Genomic DNA, 23,588 nt, shown 5'->3' on the forward strand with positions numbered 1-23,588 from the left:
CGTCGGCTTCGTCGAGCCGATGCAGGTGTCGGGCCGGGTCACGCGCGTGGCCGGCCTGGTGATGGAAGCGGTGGGCCTGCGCCTGGCCGTGGGCGCCGCCTGCACCGTGCCCCTGCCCAACGGCGGCCGGGTCGAGGCGGAAGTCGTGGGCTTCGAAGGCGACCGCCTGTTCCTCATGCCGCAAAGCGACGTGGAGGGCATCGTGCCCGGCACGCGCGTGTTTTCCGTCGAACCGGCCATTCCCCGCCCGGGCAGCGTGGCGCATCCGCGCCGCCGCCCCAGCGACCGCGCGCGCCACCTGCCCGTGGGGCCGCAACTGCTGGGCAGGGTGCTCGATGGCGCGGGCCGCCCGCTGGATCAGCTGGGGCCGCTGCACACGGTCGACAGCGCCCCCATCAACGTGCGCCCCGCCAATCCCCTGGGCCGCGCGCCCATCGTCGCCACCCTGGACGTGGGCGTGCGCTCGATCAACGCCATGCTGACCGTGGGCCGCGGCCAGCGCATGGGCCTGTTCGCCGGTTCCGGCGTGGGCAAGAGCGTGCTGCTGGGCATGATGGCCCGCTACACGGAGGCGGACGTCATCGTCGTCGGCCTGATCGGCGAACGGGGACGCGAAGTGAAGGAATTCATCGAGCAGATTCTCGGCGCCGAAGGCCTGGCCCGTTCCGTCGTCGTGGCCGCGCCGGCCGACACGCCGCCGCTGATGCGCCTGCAGGGCGCCGCGTATGCGACGGCAATCGCCGAACATTTCCGCGACCAGGGGCAAAACGTGCTCTTGATCATGGATTCGCTGACCCGCTACGCCATGGCGCAGCGCGAAATCGCCCTGGCCATCGGCGAACCGCCCGCCACCAAGGGTTATCCGCCATCCGTCTTCGCCAAGCTGCCCGTGCTGGTGGAACGGGCCGGCAACGGCGAGGAAGGCGGCGGCTCGATCACGGCCTTCTACACCGTGCTGACCGAGGGCGACGACCAGCAAGACCCGATCGCCGACTCGGCGCGCGCCATCCTGGACGGACATATCGTGCTCAACCGGCGACTGGCCGAGGCGGGCCACTATCCGGCCATCGACATCGAACAGTCGATTTCACGGGCCGCCCACTCGATCACCACGCACGAACACCAGCAAAAGGCGCGCAAGCTGAAACAGCTGTATTCGCGCTACGAGCGCAGCCGCGACCTGATCAGCGTGGGCGCCTACAGCGCCGGCACCGACCCCGTGCTGGACCAGGCCATCGCCCTGCATGAAAGGATCGAAGCCTTCCTGCAGCAGCAAATCACGGAGCGGGTCAGCATGGACGAGAGCTTGGGGCAACTTACCGCTCTGTTCGACTGATTGGGGCTTGCATCGGGGGAATATAATCAGCCATGGCCTCTCCTTCCCAACTTGCAACCCTGATCGACCTTGCCCAGCGCGAAACGGACGATTGCGCCAAGCGCCTGGGCGCGGCCCTGAAGGCGCTCGACGATTGCCGGCAAAAGCTCGACATGCTGACCGGCTACCGCGACGACTACGCCCAGCGCTTCGAGGCCACCATGAGCAGCGGCATCACGCCCATGGCTTACCGCAACTTCCAGGCTTTCATGGTCAAGCTCGACAGCGCCATCCTGGGCCAGCAGCAAGTGGTCGAGCATGCACAGGCGCGCAGCGACAATGAAAAACTGCGCTGGCAGGCGGCCGAACGCAAGCGCATGTCGTACACCACCCTGAACAACCGGGCGCAGGAACAGGCGCTGAAGCTGGAAAACAAGCGCGACCAGAAGGCAATGGACGAGCACGCGGCGCGACAAGCCTATTACAAACGCTAAGCAACACTGAGGCAGCATCATGCAAACCCAGCCAACCCCGATTTCCCAGATTATCTCGCCGAACGCCACACCGGGCGCCGCCAACCGCGCCCAGCCTTCGGGCGGCGGCGATGGCGACTTCCAGCGCACCCTGAACCGCCAGATGGAACAGCGCCAGGCCAACCGCAATATTGCGCAAGCGCAAGCACCGGCAACGCGCCCGGCACCGGCGCCAGCGCCCGCCACACCGGCGCCAGCAGCCCAAGCGCCCGCCAGCGACGCCAAGTCCGCCGAACCAGCCGTCGCGCAGGACAAGCCGGCCACGTCCACCGCCGAAGCGTCCGCGCCAGCGGCCAGGGACAAGGCCCCGGGAGAGGACAGTGCGCCAGCGGCCGCGCCGCCAGCCGATCCCGCCGCCGAGATGCTGGCCCTGGTGGGCAGCATCCAGCTGGCCATGCAGCCAGCGGCGGCCAGCGGCAAGACGGCGCAGGAACTGGCGCCGCGCGGCGGCGTCAAGGCCGATGGCAAGAGTGCAGCGGCAAGCGCCTTGCTGGCTGCAGGACAGGGCGGCAAGGCGGCGGCTCAAGCGGATGACGCTGGCTTCGCCGCCAGCCTGGGCCAGGCCCAGGGGAAGACGCCAGCCACGCCGCAAGCTGGCGGCAAGGTTGAGGCCGGCAAACTGGCCATCGACGCCCAGCTGGCGGCCACGGCCAAGGCTGGCGCCGCCATTGCCGAACCGATCATCAAGGAAACACCAGCTGACCTGAGCCGCCTGGCGGCCCAGCTGCAGCCGGGCGCCCTGCAACAGGCGGCCGCTGCGGCGGCCGTGCCGGCAGACAAGCTGGCAGGCAGGGTCGGCACGCCCGCCTGGGACCAGCAACTGGGCCAGAAAGTCGTGTGGATGGCGGCCGGCGGCGACCAGAGCGCCACCCTGACCCTGAACCCGCCCGACCTGGGGCCGCTGCAGGTGGTCCTGACGGTCACCAACGACCAGGCCGATGCGGCCTTCATGTCGGCCCAGCCCGAAGTACGCCAGGCGCTGGAAGCGGCCATGCCGCGCCTGCGCGAAATGATGAGCGAAGCGGGCATCGCCTTCGGCAGCGCCACCGTCTCGGCCGGCACGCCGGAACAGCAAAACCAGGGCGAGCGTGCCGCCTCGGGCGAGCGCCGTGGCAATGGCCAGGGCGGCGGCGCAGCGGGCGGCGAAATCGCCATCGCGCCGGCGACCAGCACGCGCGGCCGGCCCAGCCTGAGTGCCGTGGATACCTTTGCCTGAGGATAATTCGTCGTCCGCACGCCGCCGGTGTGCCCCGCAGCGTACTTTTCGTCTAAAAACAGCGAGTTGAGGGCGCTTCCGCCCTCTTTTCACTGCATCCTTCTGCGCAGAATTTGCCGATAATGACATAATGGCGTCGTGATCCACTTCCATGCACTCGAGTACCATTGAAAGCAAATCCAAAAATGAAAGCAGATCCGAAAGCAGATGCAGGCCTGGCACCGGCCGGCGCCTCCAAAAAGAAGCTTCTGATCATCGTGCTGGGCGCAGTTCTGGTCGCGGGCGGCATCGGCGGCGGCGCTGCCTGGTATTTTCTGCATGGCAAGGCCGACAAGGAAGAAAGCGCGCCCAGCAAGAAAAAACATGCCGCTTCCAAGGCCGGTCCGCCCGTTTTCGTGCCCATCGATTCCTTCACCGTCAACCTGCAGCCGGAAAACGGCGAGCAATACCTGCAAATCGCGTTTACCTTGCAGGCCAGCAGCCCGGAAGAAATGGACTTGATCAAGGTCAACATGCCGAAGGTGCGCAGCCGCCTGCTGTTGCTGCTGTCGGGCAAGAAGGCCTCGGAACTCAATACCGTGGAAGGCAAGCAGCAACTGGCGGCCGAAATCATCAATCAGGTGAACCAGCCGTTCGAGGACAAAGGGCCGGAGCAGGACGTGACGGACGTATTATTTACCGCATTCATCATTCAATAAGCAGCCATGGCCGATAATTTCCTCTCCCAGGAAGAAGTCGATGCCCTTCTGAAGGGCGTCAACGGAGACCAGGACGACGCGCAGGCGCCGGAAGACGTCACGGGAGTTCGTACCTACAACCTGGCGACCCAGGAGCGCATCGTGCGCGGCCGGATGCCGACGTTGGAAATTATCAACGAACGTTTCGCCCGCCTGCTGCGCGTGGGCCTGTTCAACTTCCTGCGCCGCAGCGCCGAAGTGTCGGTGGGTTCCGTGCGCGTGTCGAAGTACAGCGAATTCATCCGCAATCTGGTGGTGCCGACCAATCTGAACCTCGTGCACATGAAGCCGCTGCGCGGCACGGCGCTGATGGTGTTTGATCCGGGCCTCGTCTTCTTGCTGGTCGACAATCTGTTCGGCGGCGACGGGCGCTTTCATACGCGCGTCGAGGGCCGCGACTTTACGCAGACGGAGCAGCGCATCATCCTGCGCATTCTCGACATCGTCTTCGAAGCCTATACCAAGTCGTGGGAACCGGTCTTCCCCGTCGAGTTTGAATATATCCGTTCAGAAATGAACACGCAGTTCGCCAACATCGCCACGCCGAACGAGGTCGTCGTGGCCTCCACGTTTACGGTGGAACTGGGCTCCGTTTCCGGTCAAATCCACTTCTGCATGCCGTATTCGATGATCGAGCCTATCCGCGATTCGCTCACCTCGAGCCTGCAGGGCGAGGCGCTGGAAGTGGACAAGCGCTGGATCCGCCTGATGACGCAGCAGATCCAGATCGCCGAAGTCGAGCTGGTGGCCTCGCTGGGCACGGCGCGCGTGTCGTTCGACGAGATCTTGAACATGAAGGTGGGCGACATCATCCCGCTGAATATTCCCGAACTGATTGCCGCCACGGTCGACGGCGTGCCCGTGATGGATTGCACTTACGGCGTGTTGAACGGACAATATGCGCTCAAAGTCGAAAAGTTGCTGGCGAATGCCGACAATATGAATAACCATTAAGAAATACCCGGATCGCGCTGCGGTCCGTATCTGTACAACAGGAGAAACACATGTCTGACAACCAAGACGACCAAAGCGCGGAAGACGATTGGGGCGCGGCCATTGCCGAGCAGGCCAAGGCGGAAGCCGAAGCGCTGCAGAACCAGGCCGCCAATACGGCCAGCGCCGCCAGCGCCGCCGTGTTCAAGGACTTTTCCAAGCAGGCGTCGAAGTCGGAAACGCACAACGATATCGATTTCATCCTCGATATCCCCGTGCAGCTGACGGTCGAACTGGGCCGCACCAAGATCGCCATCAAGAACCTGCTGCAGCTGGCGCAGGGTTCCGTAGTCGAGCTCGACGGCCTGGCCGGCGAACCGATGGACGTGCTGGTCAACGGCTGCCTGATCGCCCAGGGCGAAGTGGTGGTGGTCAATGACAAGTTCGGCATCCGCCTGACCGACATCATCACGCCGTCCGAACGCATCCGAAAACTCAATAAATGAAGCCTGGCCTGTTGATTTCCACTCTGCTGCCGCTCCTGGCGGCATGCAGCATCGCCCATGCGGCACCGGCAGCGGCCTCGGCGCCGGCGGCCAGCGCCGCCGTCGCCAGCGCACCGGCCGAGGTTGCTGTTGAGAAAGTAGCGGCTGCGCCCGCCGCTGCCGAGACGGCGCAGACGGCGCCCGCGCCTGCCGCCGCCCTGCCCGCCATACCGCCGGGCGCACCGATGACGATGGCGCCCGCATCGTCCGCCGGCAGCCTGCTGCAAACCATTTTCGCCCTCGTCTTCGTCCTGGCCCTGCTGATCGGCCTGGCCTGGTTCATGAAACGCTATGGCCCGAAAACCCTGGGCGGCAACAGCAAGATGCGCGTCGTCAGCTCGCTCAACCTGGGCGGACGCGAACGCATCGTCCTCGTCGAAGTGGCCGACCAGTGGATCGTCGTGGGCGCCTCGCCCGGGCGCATCAACGCGCTGGCCACCCTGCCGCGCCAGGAAGGCGAGCCGCCCCAGCTGGCGGCAGCGCAACACGGCCCCGCGGCCGCCAATTTTTCCGAATGGCTGAAACAGACCATCGAAAAACGCAATGGGAAATAAGCAGGCAATGAAGCACCTGACGCACAAGCCGTCCCTGACGTTGAGCAATATCAAGACTCCCCTGGCCTGGCTGCTGGCGGCCGCCGCCCTGGCCTTGCCGCTGTGGGCGCTGGCCGAACCGGGCATCCCCGCCTTCAGCAGCACGCCGGCGCCGGGCGGCGGCCAGAACTACTCGCTGCCGGTGCAGACGCTCATCCTGATGACGTCGCTCACCTTCCTGCCGGCGGCCCTGCTGATGATGACCTGCTTTACGCGCATCATCATCGTGCTCTCCTTGCTGCGCCAGGCCATCGGCACGCAATCGGCGCCGCCGAACCAGGTGCTGGTGGGCCTGGCCCTGTTCCTGACCCTGTTCGTCATGGGCCCCGTGTTCGACAAGATCTATACGGATGCATATCAACCGTATCAGGAAAACAAGATTACCATGCAGCAGGCCATGGACAAGGGTGTCGAACCGCTGAAAACCTTCATGCTCAAGCAGACGCGCCAGGCCGACCTGGCCCTGTTCGCCAAGATGTCGCGCTCGCCGGCCCTGCAAGGTCCGGAAGACGTGCCGCTGCGCATCCTCGTGCCCGCCTTCGTCACCAGCGAACTGAAGACGGCGTTCCAGATCGGCTTTGCCATCTTCATCCCGTTCCTGATCATCGACATGGTGGTCGCCAGCGTGCTGATGTCGATGGGCATGATGATGATGTCGCCGGCGACGATTTCGCTGCCGTTCAAGCTGATGCTGTTCGTGCTCGTCGATGGCTGGCAGCTGCTGCTGGGCTCGCTGTCACAGAGTTTTTACTAGGGGAATACGATGACACCCGAAAGCGTCATGACCCTGGGCCGCCATGCGATGGAAATCACCCTGATGGTGGCCGCGCCCATGCTGCTCGTCGCCCTCATCATCGGCCTGATCGTGAGTATTTTCCAGGCGGCCACGCAGATCAACGAGGCGACCCTGTCCTTCATCCCCAAGCTGGTCGGCATCTTCGTCGCCCTCGTCGTGGCCGGTCCGTGGATGCTGTCCGTCATGCTCGACTACATGCGCCAGGTATTTACCGGCATTCCGAACCTGGTCGGCTAGGCATGGGGCCACGGCATACGCCATGCTGACCCTGTCGAGCATCGAACTGAACACGTGGATCGCAGCGCTGCTGTGGCCGCTTAGCCGCATCCTCGGCCTGATCGCGGCCGCGCCCCTGTTCGGCAACGCGGCCGTGCCGGCCACCGTCAAGGTGTCGCTGGGCGCCCTGCTGGCCATGATCATCGCCCCCACCGTGCCGGCCTTGCCTGCCGTCAACCCGATGTCCTTGCCCGGCTTGCTGATCCTCACGCAAGAGATGCTGGTGGGCCTGGCCATGGGTTTTTCCATCCGCATCGTGTTTTCCGCCATTGAAATGGCCGGCGAGATCAGCAGCCTGACCATGGGCCTGGGCTTCGCCTCGTTCTTCGACCCGCAAACCAAGGGCCGGTCGTCCGCCATCAGCCAGTTCCTCGTCATGCTGGCCACGTTGATGTTTCTCACAGTCAATGGCCACCTGGTCTTGCTGGCGGCGCTGGCGGAAAGCTTCGTCAGCCTGCCCATCTCGGCCAGCCCCATCAACAGCGGCGGCTTCCAGCAACTGGCCGCCTGGGGCGCGGAAATTTTCCGCTCGGGCGTGCAGATTTCACTGCCCATCGTAGCGGCCCTGCTGCTGACCAACGTGGCACTGGGCATCTTGACGCGGGCCGCGCCGCAGCTGAACATTTTCGGCATCGGCTTTCCCGTCACGCTGGGCGTGGGCTTGCTGGTGATCGGCATGGTCCTGCCCTACCTGGCCACGCCCTTCCAGAACATGTTCCTGCGTGGCATAGAAACGGCGCGGCTGCTGCCGCGCGGCTTTGCCGCGCGCGACCGGCCACCGCCGCCCGCGCCACCGAATCCCCTGCGTCCGGCGGCACCGGCCACGCCGCTGCCGCCAGCGCGCTGACCAAGGCTAGCCGCCCAGCGCGTGGCGCAGCAGCAGCGCGGCCAGCACGAACATGGTGACGCCGATCAGGCCGTCGAGCACTTGCCAGGCGCGGGGCCGCGCAAACCACGGCGCCAGCCAGCGCGCGCCGACTCCCAGCGATGCAAACCACAGCAGGCTGGCCGCGCTGGCGCCCAGAATAAACCAGCCACGCAGCGCGCCCGGCTGCTGGGCACCAATACTTCCCACCAGCAATACCGTATCCAGATACACATGGGGGTTGAGCAAGGTAAACGCGGCCGCCTGGGCCAGCACGGCGCCCGCGCCCAGGCCATGTCCCCCTGCGGCGGCGCGCAATTGCTGGGGCCGGCGCGCGCGGCGCAGCGCCTGCCAGCCATACGCGGCCAGGAAGGCGGCGCCGCCCAGCGCCAGTGCGCTGGCCAGCAAGGGGCGCTGCCCCAGCGCGTGGGCCATGCCCAGCACGCCGGCGGCGATCAGCGCGGCATCGGCGAGCGCGCAAAACAGCACGATCTTGCACACATGTTCGCGGCGCAAACCTTGCCGCAAGACGAAGGCATTTTGCGAACCGATGGCAACGATGAGTCCCAGGCCCAGGGTCAAGCCCTGGAGAAACACGGAAAAGGCGTATGGAGCAGTCGAGGAGAGTGTCATGCGTGCATCTTGCCTGCCCGATAAAATGAAGGCAAACTACCTTTTCTGTCGCTAGTTAAGGAATACTTCATCCATGCTCGACTATGCATCGCTCAGCGCGCTGGCCGCCGTGATCCGGGAAGGCAGCTTCGAGCGCGCCGCACGCGCCTTGCACGTGACGCCATCGGCCGTTTCGCAGCGCGTGCGCCTGCTGGAAGAGCGCGTCGGCTGCGCGCTGGTGATACGCGACCAGCCCTGCCGCGCCACGGACACGGGCCGGCGCCTGTGCCGGCACGTGGACCAGGTGCAGCTGCTCGAACAGGATTTGCAGGGCAGCTTGCCAGCGCTGGCGCAGACAGCACTGGGCATGGCGCGCGCCACCTTGCCCGTCGCCGTGAATGCGGACAGCCTGGCCACGTGGCTGGCGCCCGCCCTCGCCGTCTTCGCCGCGGCACATCCGGTGCTGATGGACGTAGCGGTCGACGACCAGGACCATACGGCCGAATGGCTGCGCAGCGGTGCCGTGCTGGCCGCCGTCAGCGCCATGGCCCGGCCCGCGTCGGGCTGCAACAGCCGCCCGCTGGGCGCCATGCGCTACCTGGCGGCCGCCAGTCCCGCCTTCCTGCAGCGCTATTTTGCCCACGGCGTCGGTGCCGCCAGCCTGGTGCTGGCGCCCAGCCTCGTCTTCAATGCCAAGGATGAATTGCAGGCGCGCTGGGTGCGGCGCCTGTGCCACCGGCACGTGGAATTGCCGCGCCATGCCCTGCCCTCGCCGCATGCCTTCGTCACGGCCGCGCTGGCCGGCATGGGCTGGGGCCGGCATGGGCTGGGGCCTGCATCCGCAGGCGCTGATCCAGCCCCATCTTGATACGGGCGCGCTGGTCGAGCTGCTGCCCGAAACGCCCCTGGACGTGGCCCTGCACTGGCACACGGCGCGCGCCGCGTCCAGCCTGCTCGACGGGCTGAGCGGCGCCGTCCTGGCCGCCGCCCGCGCCGCCCTGCTGCCGCCCTGACGGGCCGCCTCAATGCTGGTCGCTGCTGAATGCGAAGCGCCAGCGCCGCAGGTCGAGATTCAGGCGCAACTGGTGATGTTTCACCAGGTAGCGCACGCCAACGAGGGCCGCCGCCAGGCCCGACAGGGCACCTATGCCCAGGGCCCAGCGCGGGCCGAAGGTATCGGCCACCCAGCCCACGATGGGCGCGCCCAGCGGCGTGCCGCCAGCCGAGATCGCCAAAAGGATGGCCATCACGCGGCCCCGCATGGCCGGTGCCGTCGACAGTTGCACGCTGCTGTTGACACTGGTGGTAAACGTTTGCGCGGCGATGCCGATGACCACCAGCATGACGCCGAACAGCCAGTAATTGGGCATCACGGCGGCCAGCGCACAGCCGAAGCCGAACAGCGCGGCCGCGCCCAGCAGCAGGGCCAGCGTGGGCCGGCCGCGCCCCGCCGCAAGCAGGGCGCCGGCCACGGAACCGCAGGCCATGATGGAACTGAGCACGCCATACTGGCCGGCGCCCGCATGGAAGGCCGTCACCGACATGGTCGAGAGGAAAATCGGGAAGTTCAGGCCGAAGGTGCCGATCAGGAACAGCATCAGCAGGATGGCCATCAGGTCCGGCCGCTGGCGCACGTAGCGGAAGCCCTCGCCCAGGCTGGCGCGCGTGGCCTTGATGCGCGGCGCGCGGCGCAGCAGTTCCACGCGCAGCAGCAACAGCGAACCGATCACGGCGGCAAACGAGACGGCATTGATGATGAAGACCCAGCCGCTGCCGACGCTGCTGATGAGCAGGCCCGCCACGGCCGGGCCCAGCATGCGCGCCGCGTTGAACGAGGTGGAGTTGAGCGCCACGGCGTTCGTCAGGTCTTCCTCGCCGACGATTTCAGCAACGAAGGTCTGCCGCACGGGGGAATCGAAGGCCGTCACGCACCCCAGCAAAAAGGCAAACACATACACATGCCACAGTTGTACCAGGCCGCTGATGCACAGCAAGCCCAGGCCCAGCGCCAGCAAGCCCATGGCCGCCTGCGTGCACAGCAGCAGTTTGCGGCGGTCCAGCAGGTCGGCCGCCATGCCCGTCAGGGGCAGCAACAGCAGCTGCGGCCCGAATTGCAAGGCCATGACGATGCCGACGGCGCTGGCCTTGTGCTGCGTCAATTCGCTCAGCACCAGCCAATCCTGCGCCGTGCGCTGCATCCACGTGCCGACATTCGACACGAGGGCGCCGCCGGCCCAGATACGGTAATTGGGAATGCGTAGCGAACGGAATGTGTTGTTCATCTGGGCGTGCGGGCTCCTTGCCGGGGTCGTGGTGAAAAAATCAGCGGATCACTCCGCCAAGCGTCTGAGTAATGCCACCGCCTTGTCCAGCTCGCTAACTTCAGCCGGCGTGTAGCGGGTTTCTATCGTGCGCGCCAGCCAGTCTTCGCGCGCGGCGCGGCTGGCCGCGATCCACGCGCGGCAACTGTCCGTCAGGGTCAATAAGGTCTGCCGGCCATCGAGCGGATCGGGCGAACCCGTCACCATCCGCGCTTGCGTCAAGGCTTGCACGGTGGCGGCCATGGACTGGGGCCGCATGCCTTCGGCGCGCGCCAGGCTGCTGGCGGTGGCCGGGCCGTCGCGCTCGAGACGGCTCAGCACGGAGGCTTGCGACATGCTGACGTCGCCCAGGTGCGCTTCCTCGCGCAGGCGGCGGCGCAGCTTGCCGATGACGATGCGCAGTTCGCCGGCCAGCTGCAATACGTGTTCGTGGTCTTCTTGCGGGGTGCTCATGGTAGCCATGTGGTGGATCAACGGCCCCTACTATAACAGATATGCAGGTAGACTGCACAGTTTGACTGCATATCTTATCAGGATGGCCAGATGGCGGACGCAAAAAAGCCGGGGCGGAAGATGCACTCCCTGCCCCGGCCCGGCCCGCCATCGCGGCCGACGGCTTAGCTGATGTAGTTGAACAGCGACAGGCCCGAGATCGAGGTGAACGATTTTTGCGCCGCCTGCAGCGTCACCTGCTGCTGGCTGAAGGTGGAAATGGCTTTCACCATGTCCAGGTCCTGCAGGTCCGACAGGGTGGTGGCGTACTGGATGTCGAGGTCGTCGCCGGCGCTGTCGAGATAATCGAGCTCCTTCATGCGGGCGCCCACTTCGGCGCGCACGGACAGCACATTGTCGTAGGCCGTGTCGAGAATATTGTGCGCCGCGTTCAGGCCGTTCGTCAGGCGCGCCTGGCCCGCGTCGCCGCTGCCCGGCTGGCGCAGCACGCCGATCAGGTTTTTCACGGTGGTAAACAGCGATTCCTTGGCGCTCGGCTCCAGCGTAAAGCTGTCCTGGTCGGCCGGCTTGCCCGTGATGTTCACCTGCTGGCCGTCGAAGGTAATGGCGTCGCCCGCCTTGTAGGCGATGGGCACGGCGGGATTGGGCACTGTCTGGCCCAGCGTGGCGTCCATGACGGTATAGGTGGTGACGGCGTCGGTGCCCGTGCCCGTGACCTTGAAGTCGATCGAATACTTGTGCCCTGTCAATGCCGACGGGTCCGTCACGGTGCCGCCCGAGATCACGCCCGAGCCGCCGCGCGTGAAGTTGGCCGTGGCCGCCGCCGTGGTGAATTTACCGTTGCCGGTCAGGTTATTCTCGAACACGGTGGCGCCGGAATCGCTGGTGGCCAGGTAACGGGCCGACCCCACCTGCAGTTCGCGCTGGCCCTGGTCGCCCACGTAGCTGGCGCCCGTCGGCGTCTGGCTGAAAGGCTGGGTGGTGGATTTATAGCCGGAAAACAGGTAGCCGCCCGCGCCATCGGCCGTATTGGCGATGCCCAGCAAGTCGGTCAGCCGGCCTTCCAGCTCCTTGGCCAGGGTATCGCGGTCGACGTCCTTGAGCGAAGGATTGCCGGCCTTGAGGACCAGGTCCTTCACGTCGGCGATCAGCGAAGTGGTGCTGGCCAGCGCCAGCTCTTCCTGCGACAGGAAATTCTTCGCATTCGAGCGGTTGGTGACGAACTGGGTATTGATCGATTGCGACTGCGTCACTTCCAGCGCGCGCGCGGAGGCGATCGGATCGTCGGCCGGCGTCAGGTTGCGGCGGTTCGACGACAGCTGCATCTGCGTACGGTTCAAGGCGCCCTGCAGATTGTTCAGCTGCGAGCTGCCCTGGTCATAAATCATTCGTGTGCTGATGCGCATGATGCTGCCCTTCCAGAAAGCCGCTGCGCATTGCGCTGCGGCAAAAATTGATTAACGTCCCAGGCCGATCACCACGTCGAACAGGGTGCTGGCAATCTGCATGACCTTGCCGCACGCCTGGTAGGACTGCTGGTAGCGCAGCAGGTTGGCCGCCTCTTCGTCGAGGTTGACGCCGGAGACGGCCTGCTGCTGGGTACTGGTCTGCTGCAGCAAGGCCAGGCTGGCCAGGCCGCTGACCTGCACTTCGCGCGTCTTGTTGCCCACGAAGCTGACGGTTTGCGCATACGAGCCCTGGAACGTGGCATTGCCGCCATCGATGACGTTCTTCGTCTGCAAGCCCGCCAGCAGCGCCGCGTTGCGGTTGTCGCCCACGCCGCCCGAATTCGGCGCAATGGTGAAGGTGTCACCCTGGGCCGGCGCGCCCGTCATGCTGACATTGATGCCGCCAAAACTGAAACTGTCGCCTTCCGTATAGGGGATGTTGGCCGTGCCGGCCGGATAGGTCGTCGTGGCGCCGTTCAAGCCCTTGACCGTCACCGCCTGGCCCGCCGGGAAACCCGTCAGCGAGGTGGTCGCCTTGTCATAGGTCAAGGTCAGGGGACCCGTCAGGGCATTGCCCGGGGTCAGGTAGGCCTTGTCGACGGAGCCGGCGCTGAGCTTGCCGGAACCCGTATTGGCCACCGGCGCCGAGGTGGCGATGGGGGCCGCGGCGGCGATCTTGTTGCGGTCCGTGATCTGCACGGCCAGGCCGGCCGCGCCATTCGCCGTCGGCCTGATGACGTAATTATCACCCTGGGCGGCCGTGCCCGAGATCGAGAAATCGACGCCGTCGATGGTTTGCGGCCCCGTTTGCGGATACGGATTGATGATGGTGTGGGTGCCGTCGGACTCGCGCGTCACCACATAGTTGCTGCCGTCGTACTTCAGGCTGTAATCGCTGGCCGTCAGCTTGGTGGGGTCGCTGACCTTGGCCGACAGCACGGTGGTGCTGCTGGCGTTGTTGCCGCGGTCGGCGCCGATCACGGGGTCCGGCACCTTGAAGAAATCGCCGCCCATGGCGCCGTTCAGGTCCTGGCCCAGCTTGTGCTGGTCGTTGAAGGTGGTCGCCAGCGCGATGGCCACCTTGCCCAGCGAGTTCTGGACATTGTCCAGCGTGCCGCTGCGGAAATCCAGCAGGCCGCCCAGCGAGCCGCCGGCCAGGGAGCTGTCCGGCAGCACGGAGACGGTGCTGCCCGTGACATAGCCCACCTCGATGCGGTTCGGGTCCGTCCGCGAGGGCGTGGCCGCCAGCTGGAAGCTGCGGTCCGCCACCACCAGGGGCTGGCCCGCGCCGATGGAAATGGTGACGGTATTGTTGGCGGCGGGCTGTACCGTCGCCTTTACATATTTGTTCAATTCCGTGATCAGCTGGTCGCGCTGGTCCAGCAGGTCGTTGGGCTGGTTGCTGGCGTCGACCGACAACTGGGAAATCGACTTGTTCAGGTCGGCCAGCTGCTTGGCGTAGGTATTGATGACCGTCACATTCGACGTGATCTGCGAATTGACGCCGTCGCCGATCTCCGTCAGGCGCGCGCTCAGGCCCTGGAAACGCGAAGCGAGCGAGCCGGCGCTCGACAGCAGCGCCTGGCGCGAGGCCACCGACGAGGGATTGGCGCTGAAGTCCTGCACGCCCTTGAAGAAATCCTGCATGGCCGGCGACAGGCCCGCCGTGGGATCGGCCAGCAGGTTGTCGATCTGGCTGATCTGGGTGTAATAGGTGTCGAGGGCGCTGGTGGCGCTTTGCGCGGCATTGACCTGGGTGGCCATGAAGCTGTCGTACTGGCGCTTGATCTGCGACACTTCCGTGCCCGTGCCGACGAAGCCATAGCCGGCAAAGTTGGACTGCGAAGTCTGCTGCAGCACCACCTGGCGGTTGTAGCCGGCCACATTCGCATTGGTGATGTTATGCCCGGTCGTCGACAGGCCCACCTGCGCTGCAAGCAAACCGCTCTTACCGATGCTGAGTAGATTCGAAGTCATGGTGTCTTAATGGTTACCGTCAAGAGTATTTACGGCAGCCGCGGCGAAAACTTGAAGCGCGCGGCCGGCACAGGGGCATGGAAGAGGATTAACCGACCAGCGAATTTTTGATGATTTTTGTCAATTTGGCAGCGTAATTCGGGTCCGTCGCATAGCCGGCCTTTTGCAAGCCCTGGGCGAACGTGCTGGCGTCGCCCGCGCTGGCCAACACTTTTTCGTAGCGTTTGTTGTTGGTAATCAACTGCGCATAATCCTTGAAGCTGTCCGCGTAGCTGTCGTAGGCGCGGAATTTTTCCACCTTGCGCTGCGCCTTGCCATTCACATATTCCGTGGTGACGGCTTCCGTGACCTTGCCCTTCCAGTCGCTCGACGCCTTGATGCCGAACAGGTTGTGGCTGCTGCTGCCGTCGCGGCCGACGATTTCGCGCTTGCCCCAGCCCGTTTCCAGCGCCGCCTGGCCCAGCATGAACTTGGCCGGGATGCCGGTGGCGCGGCTCGCTTCTTCCGCATGCACGCCCAGCTTTTCCTGGAAGGCGCGCACGTGCGGCGCCTGCGTGGCGTTGGTCTTGTCGCTGAGTGTCTTGCCGGTGGCCGCGGCGCTGGCGGCGCCGTCCGTCAGCGCGCCCTGCTGCTGGCGGAAGGCGGCCAGCGCCTGCGCCATGCTCGAGGAACGGGGCGACGGCGCTTCGGCGCCATCGGCGGCCAGCGCCTGGTTCGAGGACGACAGCTGGCGGATCAGCACGTCAGCCAGGCCCGTGCCCCGCTTGGCCAGGTTCTGGCTCGTCTGCTGGTCCAGCATCGAGGTGTACATCTTGCTTTGCTGGCTATCCATGATGCCGTCCTGCGGCGAGGCGTCACGCATGCTTTTCATCATCATGTTGATGAACATGGCCTCGAATTGCGTGGCCGCTTCTTTCAGCGCGGCAGGGTCCTTCGCCTTGGCGGACTGGCGCAAGCCATCCATGCCCTTGACGTCGTAGGCGGCGGTATTGCTGAGGTCGGTTTGACTGATCATGGCGTGCCCATCAAATGATTTCGAGTTCGGCGCGCAGCGAACCGGCCGCCTTCATCGCCTGCAGGATGGCCAGCAAGTCTTGCGGCGAGGCGCCGATGGCGTTGAGGGCTTTCACCACGTCCGACAGCGAGGCGCCGCCCTTGACCAGCATGACCTTGCCCGGTTCCTTCTTGATATCGATCTGCGCCGTCTGCGTGACCACCGTGCGTCCGCCCGACAGGGGTGCCGGCTGGCTCACCTGCGGCTCCACATTGATGGTGACGGACAGGTTGCCGTGCGAAATGGCGCACGTGTCGAGGGTCACGGACTGGTTCATCACGACCGATCCCGTGCGCGCATTCATGATGACCTTGGCCGCCAGGCGGGCCGGGTTGACTTCGATGCTTTCCAGCTGGCCCAGGAAGGATACGCGCTGGTCGCTGCCGCCCGGCGACTGCACCTGGATCACGCGCCCGTCCAGCGCGGCGGCCGTGCCGGGGCCATAGCGGCTGTTGATGGCCTCGACGACGCGGCTGGCGGTGGCGAAATCGGTGGCGTTCAATTCCAGGCGTATCGTGTTGTTGGCGCCCAGCGCCGAAGGCACGGTGCGCTCGACGGTGGCGCCGCCCGAGATGCGGCCCACGCTCAGGTGATTGATGACGACGGAGCTGCCGGCCGCCTGCGCGCCCACGCCGCCCACCAGCACGTTGCCTTGCGCCATGCCATACACCTGGCCGTCGGCGCCCTTCAGCGGCGTCATCAATAACGTGCCGCCACGCAAGCTTTTCGCATTGCCCATCGACGATACCGTCACGTCGAGCAGCTGGCCCGGCTGGGCAAACGGCGGCAGCGACGTCGTCACCATCACGGCAGCCACGTTTTTCAGCTGCAAACTGGTGCCTTGCGGCAAGTTGATGCCCTGCTGCTGCAGCATCGCCGCCACGCTCTGGATGGTGAACGGGGTTTGCGTGGTCTGGTCGCCGCTGCCGTCGAGGCCGACGACGAGGCCATAGCCCATCAGCTGATTCTGGCGCACGCCGGCGATGCTGGCCAGGTCCTTGATGCGCTCGGCCTGCGCCACGGGCGCCAGCAGCGCGCAAGCGAGGCCGCAGACGGCCAGCAAGCGGGGAAAGGTCAGGGTCGCCATGATCAGAACGGCAACAGGCTGAGGAAGAAGCGCGACGCCATCGAGGCCATCTCGGCGCGGTCGATCTGGCTGTTGGTGCGGTATTCGACGCGCGCGTCGGCCACCTGGGTCGATGGCACGACGTTACCGATGCCGATGGTATCGGGATTGACCATGCCCGAGAAGCGGATGAATTCCGTGCCCTTGTTCATGGCAATCTGCTTCTCGCCAGCAACGATCAAGTTGCCGTTCGGCAATACTTCAATGACCGTCACGCCGATCGTGCCGGAAAAGGTGTTGCTGGCGGACTGGTTGTCGCCATCCGCAAACTTGGTCGCGCCGTTCGCCGAGACGGTGCCGCCCAGGCGGCCCTGGGCGAAACCAGGCGTGCTGAAACCCACGCTGCCCGACTTGTTGCCGGAGCTGGCGCCCGCCTTGACGGCGTTCGTGCGCTCGGTGATGGCGATCGTCATGGTGTCGCCCACATGGCGCGCGCGGCGGTCTTCGAAGGCGGGACGGTAGGTCGACGGCTGGTAGATGGAGCCGTTGTTGACGACCACGGGTTCGGGCATGGGCGCGCGCGTGGTGGTCGGGTATGGCACGATCGAGGTGGGCGTGATGGCGCAGCCGGACAGCAGGACTGCGGACATGAGGGCGATGATGGGGTATTGCATGACGAACCTCCGCTGCCATCCGGCGGCGGATGGCATGACGACTATGAAAATTAAAGTTGCGACAACTTCTGCAGCATCTGGTCGGACGTGGTGATGGCCTTGCTGTTGATCTCGTAGGCGCGCTGCGTCTGGATCATGTTGACCATTTCCTCGGCCACGTTGACGTTCGACGTTTCGATATAGCCCTGCATCAGCACGCCGGCGCCGTTGGTGCCCGGGGTATTGGTCTGCGCCACGCCGGAGGCGCCCGTTTCCATGTACAGGTTTTCGCCCTTCGATTCCAGGCCGGCCGGATTGACGAAGGTGGTCAGCTGCAGCGAGCCGATTTGCGATGGCGCAACAGTGTTGGGCAAGGTGACGGAAACGGTGCCGTCGCGCGCCACGGTCAGGCTCAGCGCATTCGTCGGCACGGTGATGGCGGGCTGGATGACGAAGCCTTCGGACGTCACCAACTGGCCGTTGGCATCGGTCTGGAAGGAGCCGTCGCGCGTGTAGGCGGTGGCGCCGTCCGGCAGCAGCACCTGGAAAAAGCCCGTGCCGTTGACCATCACGTCGCGCGAATTGCCGGACGCCTGGGGATTGCCCTGGGTATGGATGCGTTCGGTAGCCACGGTGCGCACGCCCGTGCCGATCTGCAAGCCCGATGGCAGCTGGGTCTGCTGGGAAGATTGCGCGCCCGGCTGGCGCACATTTTGATACAGCAAGTCTTCAAACACGGCGCGCGACTTCTTGAAGCCCGTGGTGCTGACGTTGGCCAGGTTATTGGCGATCACGTCCATCTGCGTCTGCTGCGCTTCCAGGCCGGTTTTGGCAATCCAAAGGGAACGAATCATGATTTTTCTCCAATAACAGCGCTAGACTATTTCTATGCGACCATTATGCGGGCGCCCCCATCAATTCAAAGCGAGGATCTGGGTGGCTTTCGCCGCGTTATTCTCGGCATTCTTCAACAAACTCATTTGCGTTTCGAACTGGCGCGCCAGGGCGATCATGCTGACCATGGAGTCGACGGGGCTGACATTGCTGCCTTCCAGGGCCCCGGTGGTCAGCTTGACGGCCTGGTCGGCCTGCGCGACGGTGCCATCCTTCAGGCGGAACAGGCCGTCGTCGCCGCGCACCAGCTGCTGCTCGGGCGGATTGACCAGCTTGATGCGGCCCAGCACCGTGGATGGCCCCGGCGGCACGTCCGTGGAAATCGTGCCCACCGTGCCGTCGCTGGCGATGGCCACCGTCACGCCCGGCGGAATGGCCATCGGCCCCGTGTCGCCCTGCACCATCAGGCCGCCCTGCGTCTGCAGCATGCCGTTTTCATTGAGCTTCAGGGCGCCGTTGCGCGTATAGGCTTCGGAACCGTCGGCCGACTGCACGGCGATCCAGCCCGCGTTTTCCACGGCCACGTCGAGCGCGCGGCCCGTGTGCAGCATGGGCCCTTGCGTAAAATCAGATCCGACCGTCGAATCGACGACGAAGGCGCGCGTCGGCATCATGCCGTCGGCCACCACGGGCACGGCGCGGAACGAGTCGAGCTGGGCACGGAAACCCGTGCTGGTGGCGTTCGCCAGGTTGTTCGCCGTGGTCGCCTGCTTGTCCAGGATGTGCTTGGCGCCCGAGCCGGCGGTGTAGATGAGACGGTCCATTTTTTATTTCTCCCAAACCAACAATAAAATCGGGGGCATGCGCCCCCGGTCAACTTATTAGCGGAGGTTGACTAAGGTTTGTAACACCGAATCCTGCGTCTTGATGGTCTGCGCATTCGCCTGGTAGGCGCGCTGCGCCGTGATCATGTTGACCAGTTCGGCCGTCAGGTCCACGTTCGACACTTCCACGGCCGAGGCGCGCAAGTCGCCCAGGCCGCCCGAGCGCGGCTCGCCCGTCATCGGGCTGCCCGAGGTCGAGCTTTCCGCCCAGGCATTGTTGCCCAGCGGCTCAAGGCCGTTCGGATTGGAAAACTTGGTCAATACCACCTGGCCCAGGTCGCGCGTCTTGCCATTGTTGTACTGCCCCTGGATCACGCCATCGCTGCCCACGACGAAACGGTCCAGCTGGCCGGCCGAGTAGCCATCGGCCACGGTGCGCTTTTCGCTGGTGGACGAACTGAGCTGGGTGGAATTGGTAAAGTCGACCTTGATCGCCAGGTTGGCATTCGCGCCCGTGGCGGGGAAGACGGGCAGGTTGATCGTCACCGGCAGGGTTTGCGGCGGCGTCAGGGCCAGCATGGCGGCCTTGTCCAGGCTGCCGACGCTGTTGAACACCAGCGAAGCCGACCTCACGGCGGGCACCTCGGTCACCGAGGAAATATTGGCGTCGATCTGGTCCGGCGTCAGGCTGGAGTTGATGCCGTCGGGCACGGCGCTGCCGTAGGTGGCGCTGATGGCGGCCAGCTGGGCCGGGCTGGCGCCGGCGGCGGCGGCGGCAGTGCGCACGGCGGCGCCGGCCGCATTGCCGTAGGCCACGGCGGCGGCCGTGATGTTGGCGGGTACCAGCGGCACGGCCGTGACGGCGGCCTGGTAGGCGGCGCGCGCGGCCACCGAGGCGGCATCGGTCTGCGCGGCGGACGCCACTTTCGCGCTGGTGATTTCCTTGCCGTCAGTGGCCGTGTAGACATCCCAGGTATTGGTGCCCGTCTTGACGTAGAAATTCGACATGGTGTGCGAATTGCCCAGCGAATCGTAGACGGGCACGGGGAATTGCTTGGTCCACGATTTTTGCTCGCCCACGGTGAACGGCACCACGGTCGGCATGGCCGAATTGGAATCGAGGTTGACCTGGGTATCGACCTTGGTGGTCGCCTGCGGCGCCATGTCGGACGGGTCGATCTGCAGCGGCACGGTGGCGCCGGCCAGGATCTTGCCGTTCGCATCGGCCGGGTAGCCCGTCAGCTGGGCTTTCTGGGCATTGATGATGAAGCCGTTCTTGTCGACCTGGAACTGGCCGTTGCGCGAATACTGGATGGCGCCGTTCACGCTGGTGCGGAAGAAACCGCCGCCGTTGATGGCGATGTCGAGCGGATTCGACGAGCTTTCCAGGTTGCCCTGGTTAAACAGCTGCGCCACTTGCGACACGGACACGCCGATGCCGGGCTGGTTGCCGCCCACGCCATACAACGAGTTGGCATAAATGTCGGCAAACTGCGCCTGCGACTGCTTGAAACCCACGGTGGCCGAGTTGGCGATATTGTTACCGATGACGTCCAGCGATTTGGCGGCGCCATTCAAGCCGCTCAGGCCTTGTTGGAAAGACATTGTGTTCTCCTGGTAGGAAATAGGGGTAGAGGGTCTACGCTACAAATGAGCGGCTTACAAAATCTGTTTCACGTCGGCCATGGTGATGCTGCCCACACCCGGCACGTTCAATTTCACGCCATTCGCCCCCGTCGACACGCTGGCGACCGAACCGAACATCAGCGCCGCCGCATCCGTGAGCTTGGCGCCGCCGCGCGTGGCTTCCACCGAGAAAGTGTAGGCGCCGTCAGGCAGCACGATGTTCTTGCCATCCTTGTCGAGGTCGGCGGTGGAGCCGTTCCAGCCCAGCGGCAGGGTACCGGCGTCCTGCGGCCCCAGGTCGATGGAATGGACTTCCTTGCCCGCGCTGTTGTAGATGATGACCTTGACGCTGTCGGCCGGCGTCGCCAGGTCCACGCCCAGCAGGGCCGCGCTCTTGCTCAGGTTGATACTCTTGCCTGCAGTCAACACGCCGTGGCCGATGATATTCGCCGCCTGCATGGATTCGGCCTGCTGGTAGCTGGTTTTCAGGGTTTCCAGCGTGGTATTGAGCTTGTTGACGCCCGTCACCGTGGACAGCTGGGCCAACTGGCTGGTCAGCTGCGCATTGTCGAGCGGGTTCATCGGGTCCTGGTTTTGCAGCTGGGTCACCAGCAGCGTCAGGAACTTGTTCGTTTCCTCCTCGACGCTGCCCTTCGCGGCCGTCGTCTTCTTCGGATTCATCGTCGCCATCAGGTCGGTGACGGGGGCGGTGCTGGTATCGATGGTTGCCATAATGGTCAATCAGCCTTATTGGCCGAGCGTGAGGGTTTTCAGGAGCAGCGACTTGGCCGCGTTCATGGTTTCCACGTTGGTCTGGTAGGAACGCGAGGCCGACAGCATGTTGACCATCTCGTCGACCGTATTCACGTTGGGCATGGTGACGTAGCCCTTCTCGTCGGCCAGCGGATTCTTCGGGTCGTACACCAGCTTCATCGGCGACGGGTCCTCGATCACCTTCTGCACCTTGACGGCCGTGGCGCCGTTGGCCATGGGCACGGCTTCAAACACCACCTGCTTGGCGCGATAGGCTTCGCCCGTGGCGCTGGTGGCGCTGTCCGCATTGGCCAGGTTGCTGGCCACCGTGTTCAGGCGCTGCGCCTGGGCGCTCATGGCCGAACCGGACACATTAAAGATATTAAACAGCGACATGATTACTGTCCTCCCTGGATGGCCGTCAGCATGCCCTTGATCTGCGAGTTGAGGAAGGTCACGGCCGCCTCGTAGCGGATGGCGTTGTCGGCAAAGGCGTTGCGTTCAAGGTCCATGTCGACCGTATTGCCATCGACGGCGCCCTGGGCCGGCGCGCGGTACAGCAGCGGCGTGCCGTCGACCAGGGTCTCGACCTTGCCACCGGTGCTGCCACCCACGGCTGCGGCGACGCCCTTGCCCGGCATATGCTGCGGCGCCGTGCCCTTCAGGGCGGGCGGCACGCCATCCTTGCGCGCCATCGCTCCCTTCAGGGCGGCGGCGAAATCGACGTCGCGCGCCTTGTAATTGGGCGTGTCGGCATTGGCGATATTCGAGGCGAGCAATTCCTGGCGCGTCGAGCGCAGGCTCAGCGCCGTCTCGTTGAAGCGCATGTAATCGTCGAGTTTCCCTATCATGTCAGGCTCCGGAAAGATCTGCCACTGGCGCCAGAGATGGCGGAAGGATGGCGGTATAGTGATGACAGGAAATATAGTAAGGCGGGCGCCTGCCAGGCCATCGCCGGATCAGACCGCACTTTTACCCCTTAATCGGCGCTTCAAACAGGGCGGCGGGCACTATCATGGCAACATTCCAGAGGCCTATCACCATGAAGACACCGCTTGCTTTCCTCCTCGCCCTAGCCGCCCTGACTCCTACGGCGCAGGCGCAAACCGCCGGCCGGCAGACGCCGGAAGCCTTGCGCAACAGCGTGGAACAATTTCTGCAAGTGCAAAGCAATGGCTTGCCCGGCAAGGTGACGATCACCGTCGGCGCCGTCGATCCGCGCCTGAACCTGGCCGCCTGCCCCGCGCCGCAGGCGTTCATGGCGCCCGGCAGCCGGGCCTGGGGCAAGACCACCGTGGGCGTGCGCTGCACGGCCCCGTCCAGCTGGACCATCTACCTGCAGGCGAATGTCGCCGTCGTCGGCGACTACGTGGCCAGCGCCGTGCCGCTGGCGCAAGGACAGGCCATCGACGCCAGCCAGCTGGTGACCATGCAGGGAGACCTGGCAGCATTGCCCGCAGGCATAGCCACCGACATGGCCCAGGTGGTGGGCGCCAGCACGAATATTTCCTTGCCGCCAGGCACGCCGATGCGCCTCGACACGCTGCGCCGCAAGCCGGTCGTCATGCAGGGCCAGCTGGTGCGGGTCGTTTCCAGCGGCAACGGTTTCCAGGTAGCATCAGAAGGACGCGCCATCGGCAGCGCCGGCGACGGGCAGACGGTGCAGGTGCGCACGCAGAGCGGCCAGCAGATCAGCGGCGTGGCGCGGCCCGGCGGCATGGTCGAAGTAGCATTCTGAACACGGATCGATAGCGATATTGTAGTCTGGCGCACTAAAGTTCCTGGATATGATGCCGATAAGTAGACATATCCCGGAGTTTTTTGACTTCGACCAGACGAGGATCACGCTGTGAAAATTACCGACAACACCATTAAAAGCAATCCCGGCCTGCCGGTAGCGCCCGCGAATACCTCGGGCGCCCGCAATGCCGAGAAAGCGCAAGCAGCACCGACGACGTCGGACAATGTACGCCTGTCGCCGCAAGGACAGGCATTAGCGGCCAGTGCAACTGCCGGCAGCGGCGCCGTGTTCGACACGAAAAAAGTCGAACGCATCAAACTGGCGATCGCCGACGGCCAGTTCCAGGTCAACTCTGAAAAAGTGGCGGACGGGCTCCTCGACACGGTCAAGGACTTGCTGCACTCACGAAATAGATAG

At 64.9% G+C, this 23,588-nt stretch carries 26 protein-coding genes and 1 pseudogene; 13 read left to right on the top strand and 14 right to left on the bottom strand.

The annotated features are described in order from the left end of the window. Positions 1–19: 19 nt before the first annotated feature. The 10 genes from fliI (at position 20) to fliR (ending at position 7,791) form a co-directional block, all read left to right on the top strand. Positions 20–1,336: a flagellar protein export ATPase FliI gene (gene fliI / locus BXA07_RS11740; protein ID WP_244556259.1), complete on the top strand. Its 1,317-nt coding sequence runs from the start codon at positions 20–22 to the stop codon at positions 1,334–1,336. Positions 1,337–1,368: 32 nt separating this feature from the next. Further along, on the top strand, positions 1,369–1,809 hold the full coding sequence (gene fliJ, locus BXA07_RS11745; RefSeq protein WP_076568115.1) for a flagellar export protein FliJ: 441 nt from the start codon (positions 1,369–1,371) through the stop codon (positions 1,807–1,809). A 19-nt stretch (positions 1,810–1,828) separates the two neighbouring features. Further along, positions 1,829–3,064, top strand: a complete 1,236-nt coding sequence (locus BXA07_RS11750) for a flagellar hook-length control protein FliK (RefSeq protein ID WP_076568116.1) — start codon at positions 1,829–1,831, stop codon at positions 3,062–3,064. 185 nt (positions 3,065–3,249) lie between these two features. After that, complete coding sequence (fliL, locus tag BXA07_RS11755) at positions 3,250–3,762, top strand: flagellar basal body-associated protein FliL (RefSeq protein ID WP_076568117.1); 513 nt, start codon at positions 3,250–3,252, stop codon at positions 3,760–3,762. A gap of 6 nt (positions 3,763–3,768) precedes the next feature. Beyond that, positions 3,769–4,755 carry a flagellar motor switch protein FliM gene (fliM, locus tag BXA07_RS11760; RefSeq protein WP_034754035.1) on the top strand — a complete coding sequence of 329 codons (987 nt, stop codon included), beginning with the start codon at positions 3,769–3,771 and terminating at the stop codon, positions 4,753–4,755. A 50-nt stretch (positions 4,756–4,805) separates the two neighbouring features. Continuing rightward, positions 4,806–5,240 (top strand): flagellar motor switch protein FliN, encoded by a 435-nt coding sequence (fliN, locus tag BXA07_RS11765; protein ID WP_034754038.1) that lies wholly within the window; start codon positions 4,806–4,808, stop codon positions 5,238–5,240. Continuing rightward, entirely contained in the window at positions 5,237–5,833 is a 597-nt protein-coding gene (gene fliO, locus BXA07_RS11770) for a flagellar biosynthetic protein FliO (protein ID WP_076568118.1), read from the top strand. Before fliN ends, fliO begins: the two co-directional genes overlap by 4 nt. A gap of 7 nt (positions 5,834–5,840) precedes the next feature. Next, positions 5,841–6,626, top strand: a complete 786-nt coding sequence (gene fliP / locus BXA07_RS11775; RefSeq protein ID WP_244556255.1) for a flagellar type III secretion system pore protein FliP — start codon at positions 5,841–5,843, stop codon at positions 6,624–6,626. A 9-nt stretch (positions 6,627–6,635) separates the two neighbouring features. Beyond that, positions 6,636–6,905 carry a flagellar biosynthesis protein FliQ gene (fliQ, locus tag BXA07_RS11780; protein ID WP_035821365.1) on the top strand — a complete coding sequence of 90 codons (270 nt, stop codon included), beginning with the start codon at positions 6,636–6,638 and terminating at the stop codon, positions 6,903–6,905. A 22-nt stretch (positions 6,906–6,927) separates the two neighbouring features. After that, a complete protein-coding gene (fliR, locus tag BXA07_RS11785; RefSeq protein ID WP_076568120.1) occupies positions 6,928–7,791 on the top strand; it encodes a flagellar biosynthetic protein FliR in 864 nt (287 codons plus the stop codon). 6 nt (positions 7,792–7,797) lie between these two features. Here fliR and BXA07_RS11790 read toward each other — a convergent pair whose 3' ends face one another. Continuing rightward, complete coding sequence (locus BXA07_RS11790) at positions 7,798–8,442, bottom strand: LysE/ArgO family amino acid transporter (RefSeq protein ID WP_076568121.1); 645 nt, start codon at positions 8,440–8,442, stop codon at positions 7,798–7,800. 73 nt (positions 8,443–8,515) lie between these two features. Here BXA07_RS11790 and BXA07_RS11795 point away from each other — a divergent pair. Further along, positions 8,516–9,434 (top strand): annotated as a pseudogene (locus tag BXA07_RS11795) (LysR family transcriptional regulator ArgP). A 9-nt stretch (positions 9,435–9,443) separates the two neighbouring features. On the opposite strand, the gene BXA07_RS11800 reads toward BXA07_RS11795, so the two are convergent. The 13 genes from BXA07_RS11800 to flgB all read right to left on the bottom strand — a co-directional run bounded on the left by BXA07_RS11800 (position 9,444) and on the right by flgB (position 22,281). Further along, positions 9,444–10,703, bottom strand: a complete 1,260-nt coding sequence (locus BXA07_RS11800) for an MFS transporter (protein ID WP_076568122.1) — start codon at positions 10,701–10,703, stop codon at positions 9,444–9,446. Between the two features lie 48 nt (positions 10,704–10,751). Continuing rightward, positions 10,752–11,195 (bottom strand): MarR family winged helix-turn-helix transcriptional regulator, encoded by a 444-nt coding sequence (locus BXA07_RS11805; protein ID WP_139335539.1) that lies wholly within the window; start codon positions 11,193–11,195, stop codon positions 10,752–10,754. A 164-nt stretch (positions 11,196–11,359) separates the two neighbouring features. Next, entirely contained in the window at positions 11,360–12,601 is a 1,242-nt protein-coding gene (flgL, locus tag BXA07_RS11810) for a flagellar hook-associated protein FlgL (protein WP_076568124.1), read from the bottom strand. A 51-nt stretch (positions 12,602–12,652) separates the two neighbouring features. Beyond that, positions 12,653–14,620 (bottom strand): flagellar hook-associated protein FlgK, encoded by a 1,968-nt coding sequence (gene flgK, locus BXA07_RS11815; protein ID WP_076568125.1) that lies wholly within the window; start codon positions 14,618–14,620, stop codon positions 12,653–12,655. An 88-nt stretch (positions 14,621–14,708) separates the two neighbouring features. Continuing rightward, on the bottom strand, positions 14,709–15,635 hold the full coding sequence (flgJ, locus tag BXA07_RS11820; protein ID WP_076568126.1) for a flagellar assembly peptidoglycan hydrolase FlgJ: 927 nt from the start codon (positions 15,633–15,635) through the stop codon (positions 14,709–14,711). Positions 15,636–15,645: 10 nt separating this feature from the next. Further along, entirely contained in the window at positions 15,646–16,761 is a 1,116-nt protein-coding gene (locus BXA07_RS11825) for a flagellar basal body P-ring protein FlgI (protein ID WP_076568127.1), read from the bottom strand. A gap of 2 nt (positions 16,762–16,763) precedes the next feature. Beyond that, the gene (locus BXA07_RS11830) at positions 16,764–17,414 is read right to left on the bottom strand and encodes a flagellar basal body L-ring protein FlgH (RefSeq protein WP_076568128.1); all 651 of its coding nucleotides are present in this window, start codon (positions 17,412–17,414) and stop codon (positions 16,764–16,766) included. A 50-nt stretch (positions 17,415–17,464) separates the two neighbouring features. Then, on the bottom strand, positions 17,465–18,247 hold the full coding sequence (gene flgG / locus BXA07_RS11835) for a flagellar basal-body rod protein FlgG (RefSeq protein ID WP_076568129.1): 783 nt from the start codon (positions 18,245–18,247) through the stop codon (positions 17,465–17,467). Between the two features lie 60 nt (positions 18,248–18,307). Next, positions 18,308–19,051: a flagellar basal body rod protein FlgF gene (locus BXA07_RS11840; protein ID WP_076568130.1), complete on the bottom strand. Its 744-nt coding sequence runs from the start codon at positions 19,049–19,051 to the stop codon at positions 18,308–18,310. 57 nt (positions 19,052–19,108) lie between these two features. Next, on the bottom strand, positions 19,109–20,656 hold the full coding sequence (locus BXA07_RS11845) for a flagellar hook protein FlgE (protein ID WP_076568131.1): 1,548 nt from the start codon (positions 20,654–20,656) through the stop codon (positions 19,109–19,111). Between the two features lie 54 nt (positions 20,657–20,710). After that, complete coding sequence (locus BXA07_RS11850; RefSeq protein WP_076568229.1) at positions 20,711–21,409, bottom strand: flagellar hook assembly protein FlgD; 699 nt, start codon at positions 21,407–21,409, stop codon at positions 20,711–20,713. 15 nt (positions 21,410–21,424) lie between these two features. Next, entirely contained in the window at positions 21,425–21,826 is a 402-nt protein-coding gene (flgC, locus tag BXA07_RS11855; protein ID WP_071075845.1) for a flagellar basal body rod protein FlgC, read from the bottom strand. Between the two features lie 2 nt (positions 21,827–21,828). Next, complete coding sequence (gene flgB / locus BXA07_RS11860; protein ID WP_076568132.1) at positions 21,829–22,281, bottom strand: flagellar basal body rod protein FlgB; 453 nt, start codon at positions 22,279–22,281, stop codon at positions 21,829–21,831. Between the two features lie 191 nt (positions 22,282–22,472). Here flgB and flgA point away from each other — a divergent pair, with 191 nt between their 5' ends. After that, positions 22,473–23,168 (top strand): flagellar basal body P-ring formation chaperone FlgA, encoded by a 696-nt coding sequence (gene flgA, locus BXA07_RS11865; protein ID WP_076568133.1) that lies wholly within the window; start codon positions 22,473–22,475, stop codon positions 23,166–23,168. Between the two features lie 111 nt (positions 23,169–23,279). Then, positions 23,280–23,588 carry a flagellar biosynthesis anti-sigma factor FlgM gene (flgM, locus tag BXA07_RS11870; protein WP_076568134.1) on the top strand — a complete coding sequence of 103 codons (309 nt, stop codon included), beginning with the start codon at positions 23,280–23,282 and terminating at the stop codon, positions 23,586–23,588.

Source organism: Janthinobacterium sp. TND4EL3, assembly GCF_900156175.1.
GTDB lineage: Bacteria > Pseudomonadota > Gammaproteobacteria > Burkholderiales > Burkholderiaceae_D > Janthinobacterium.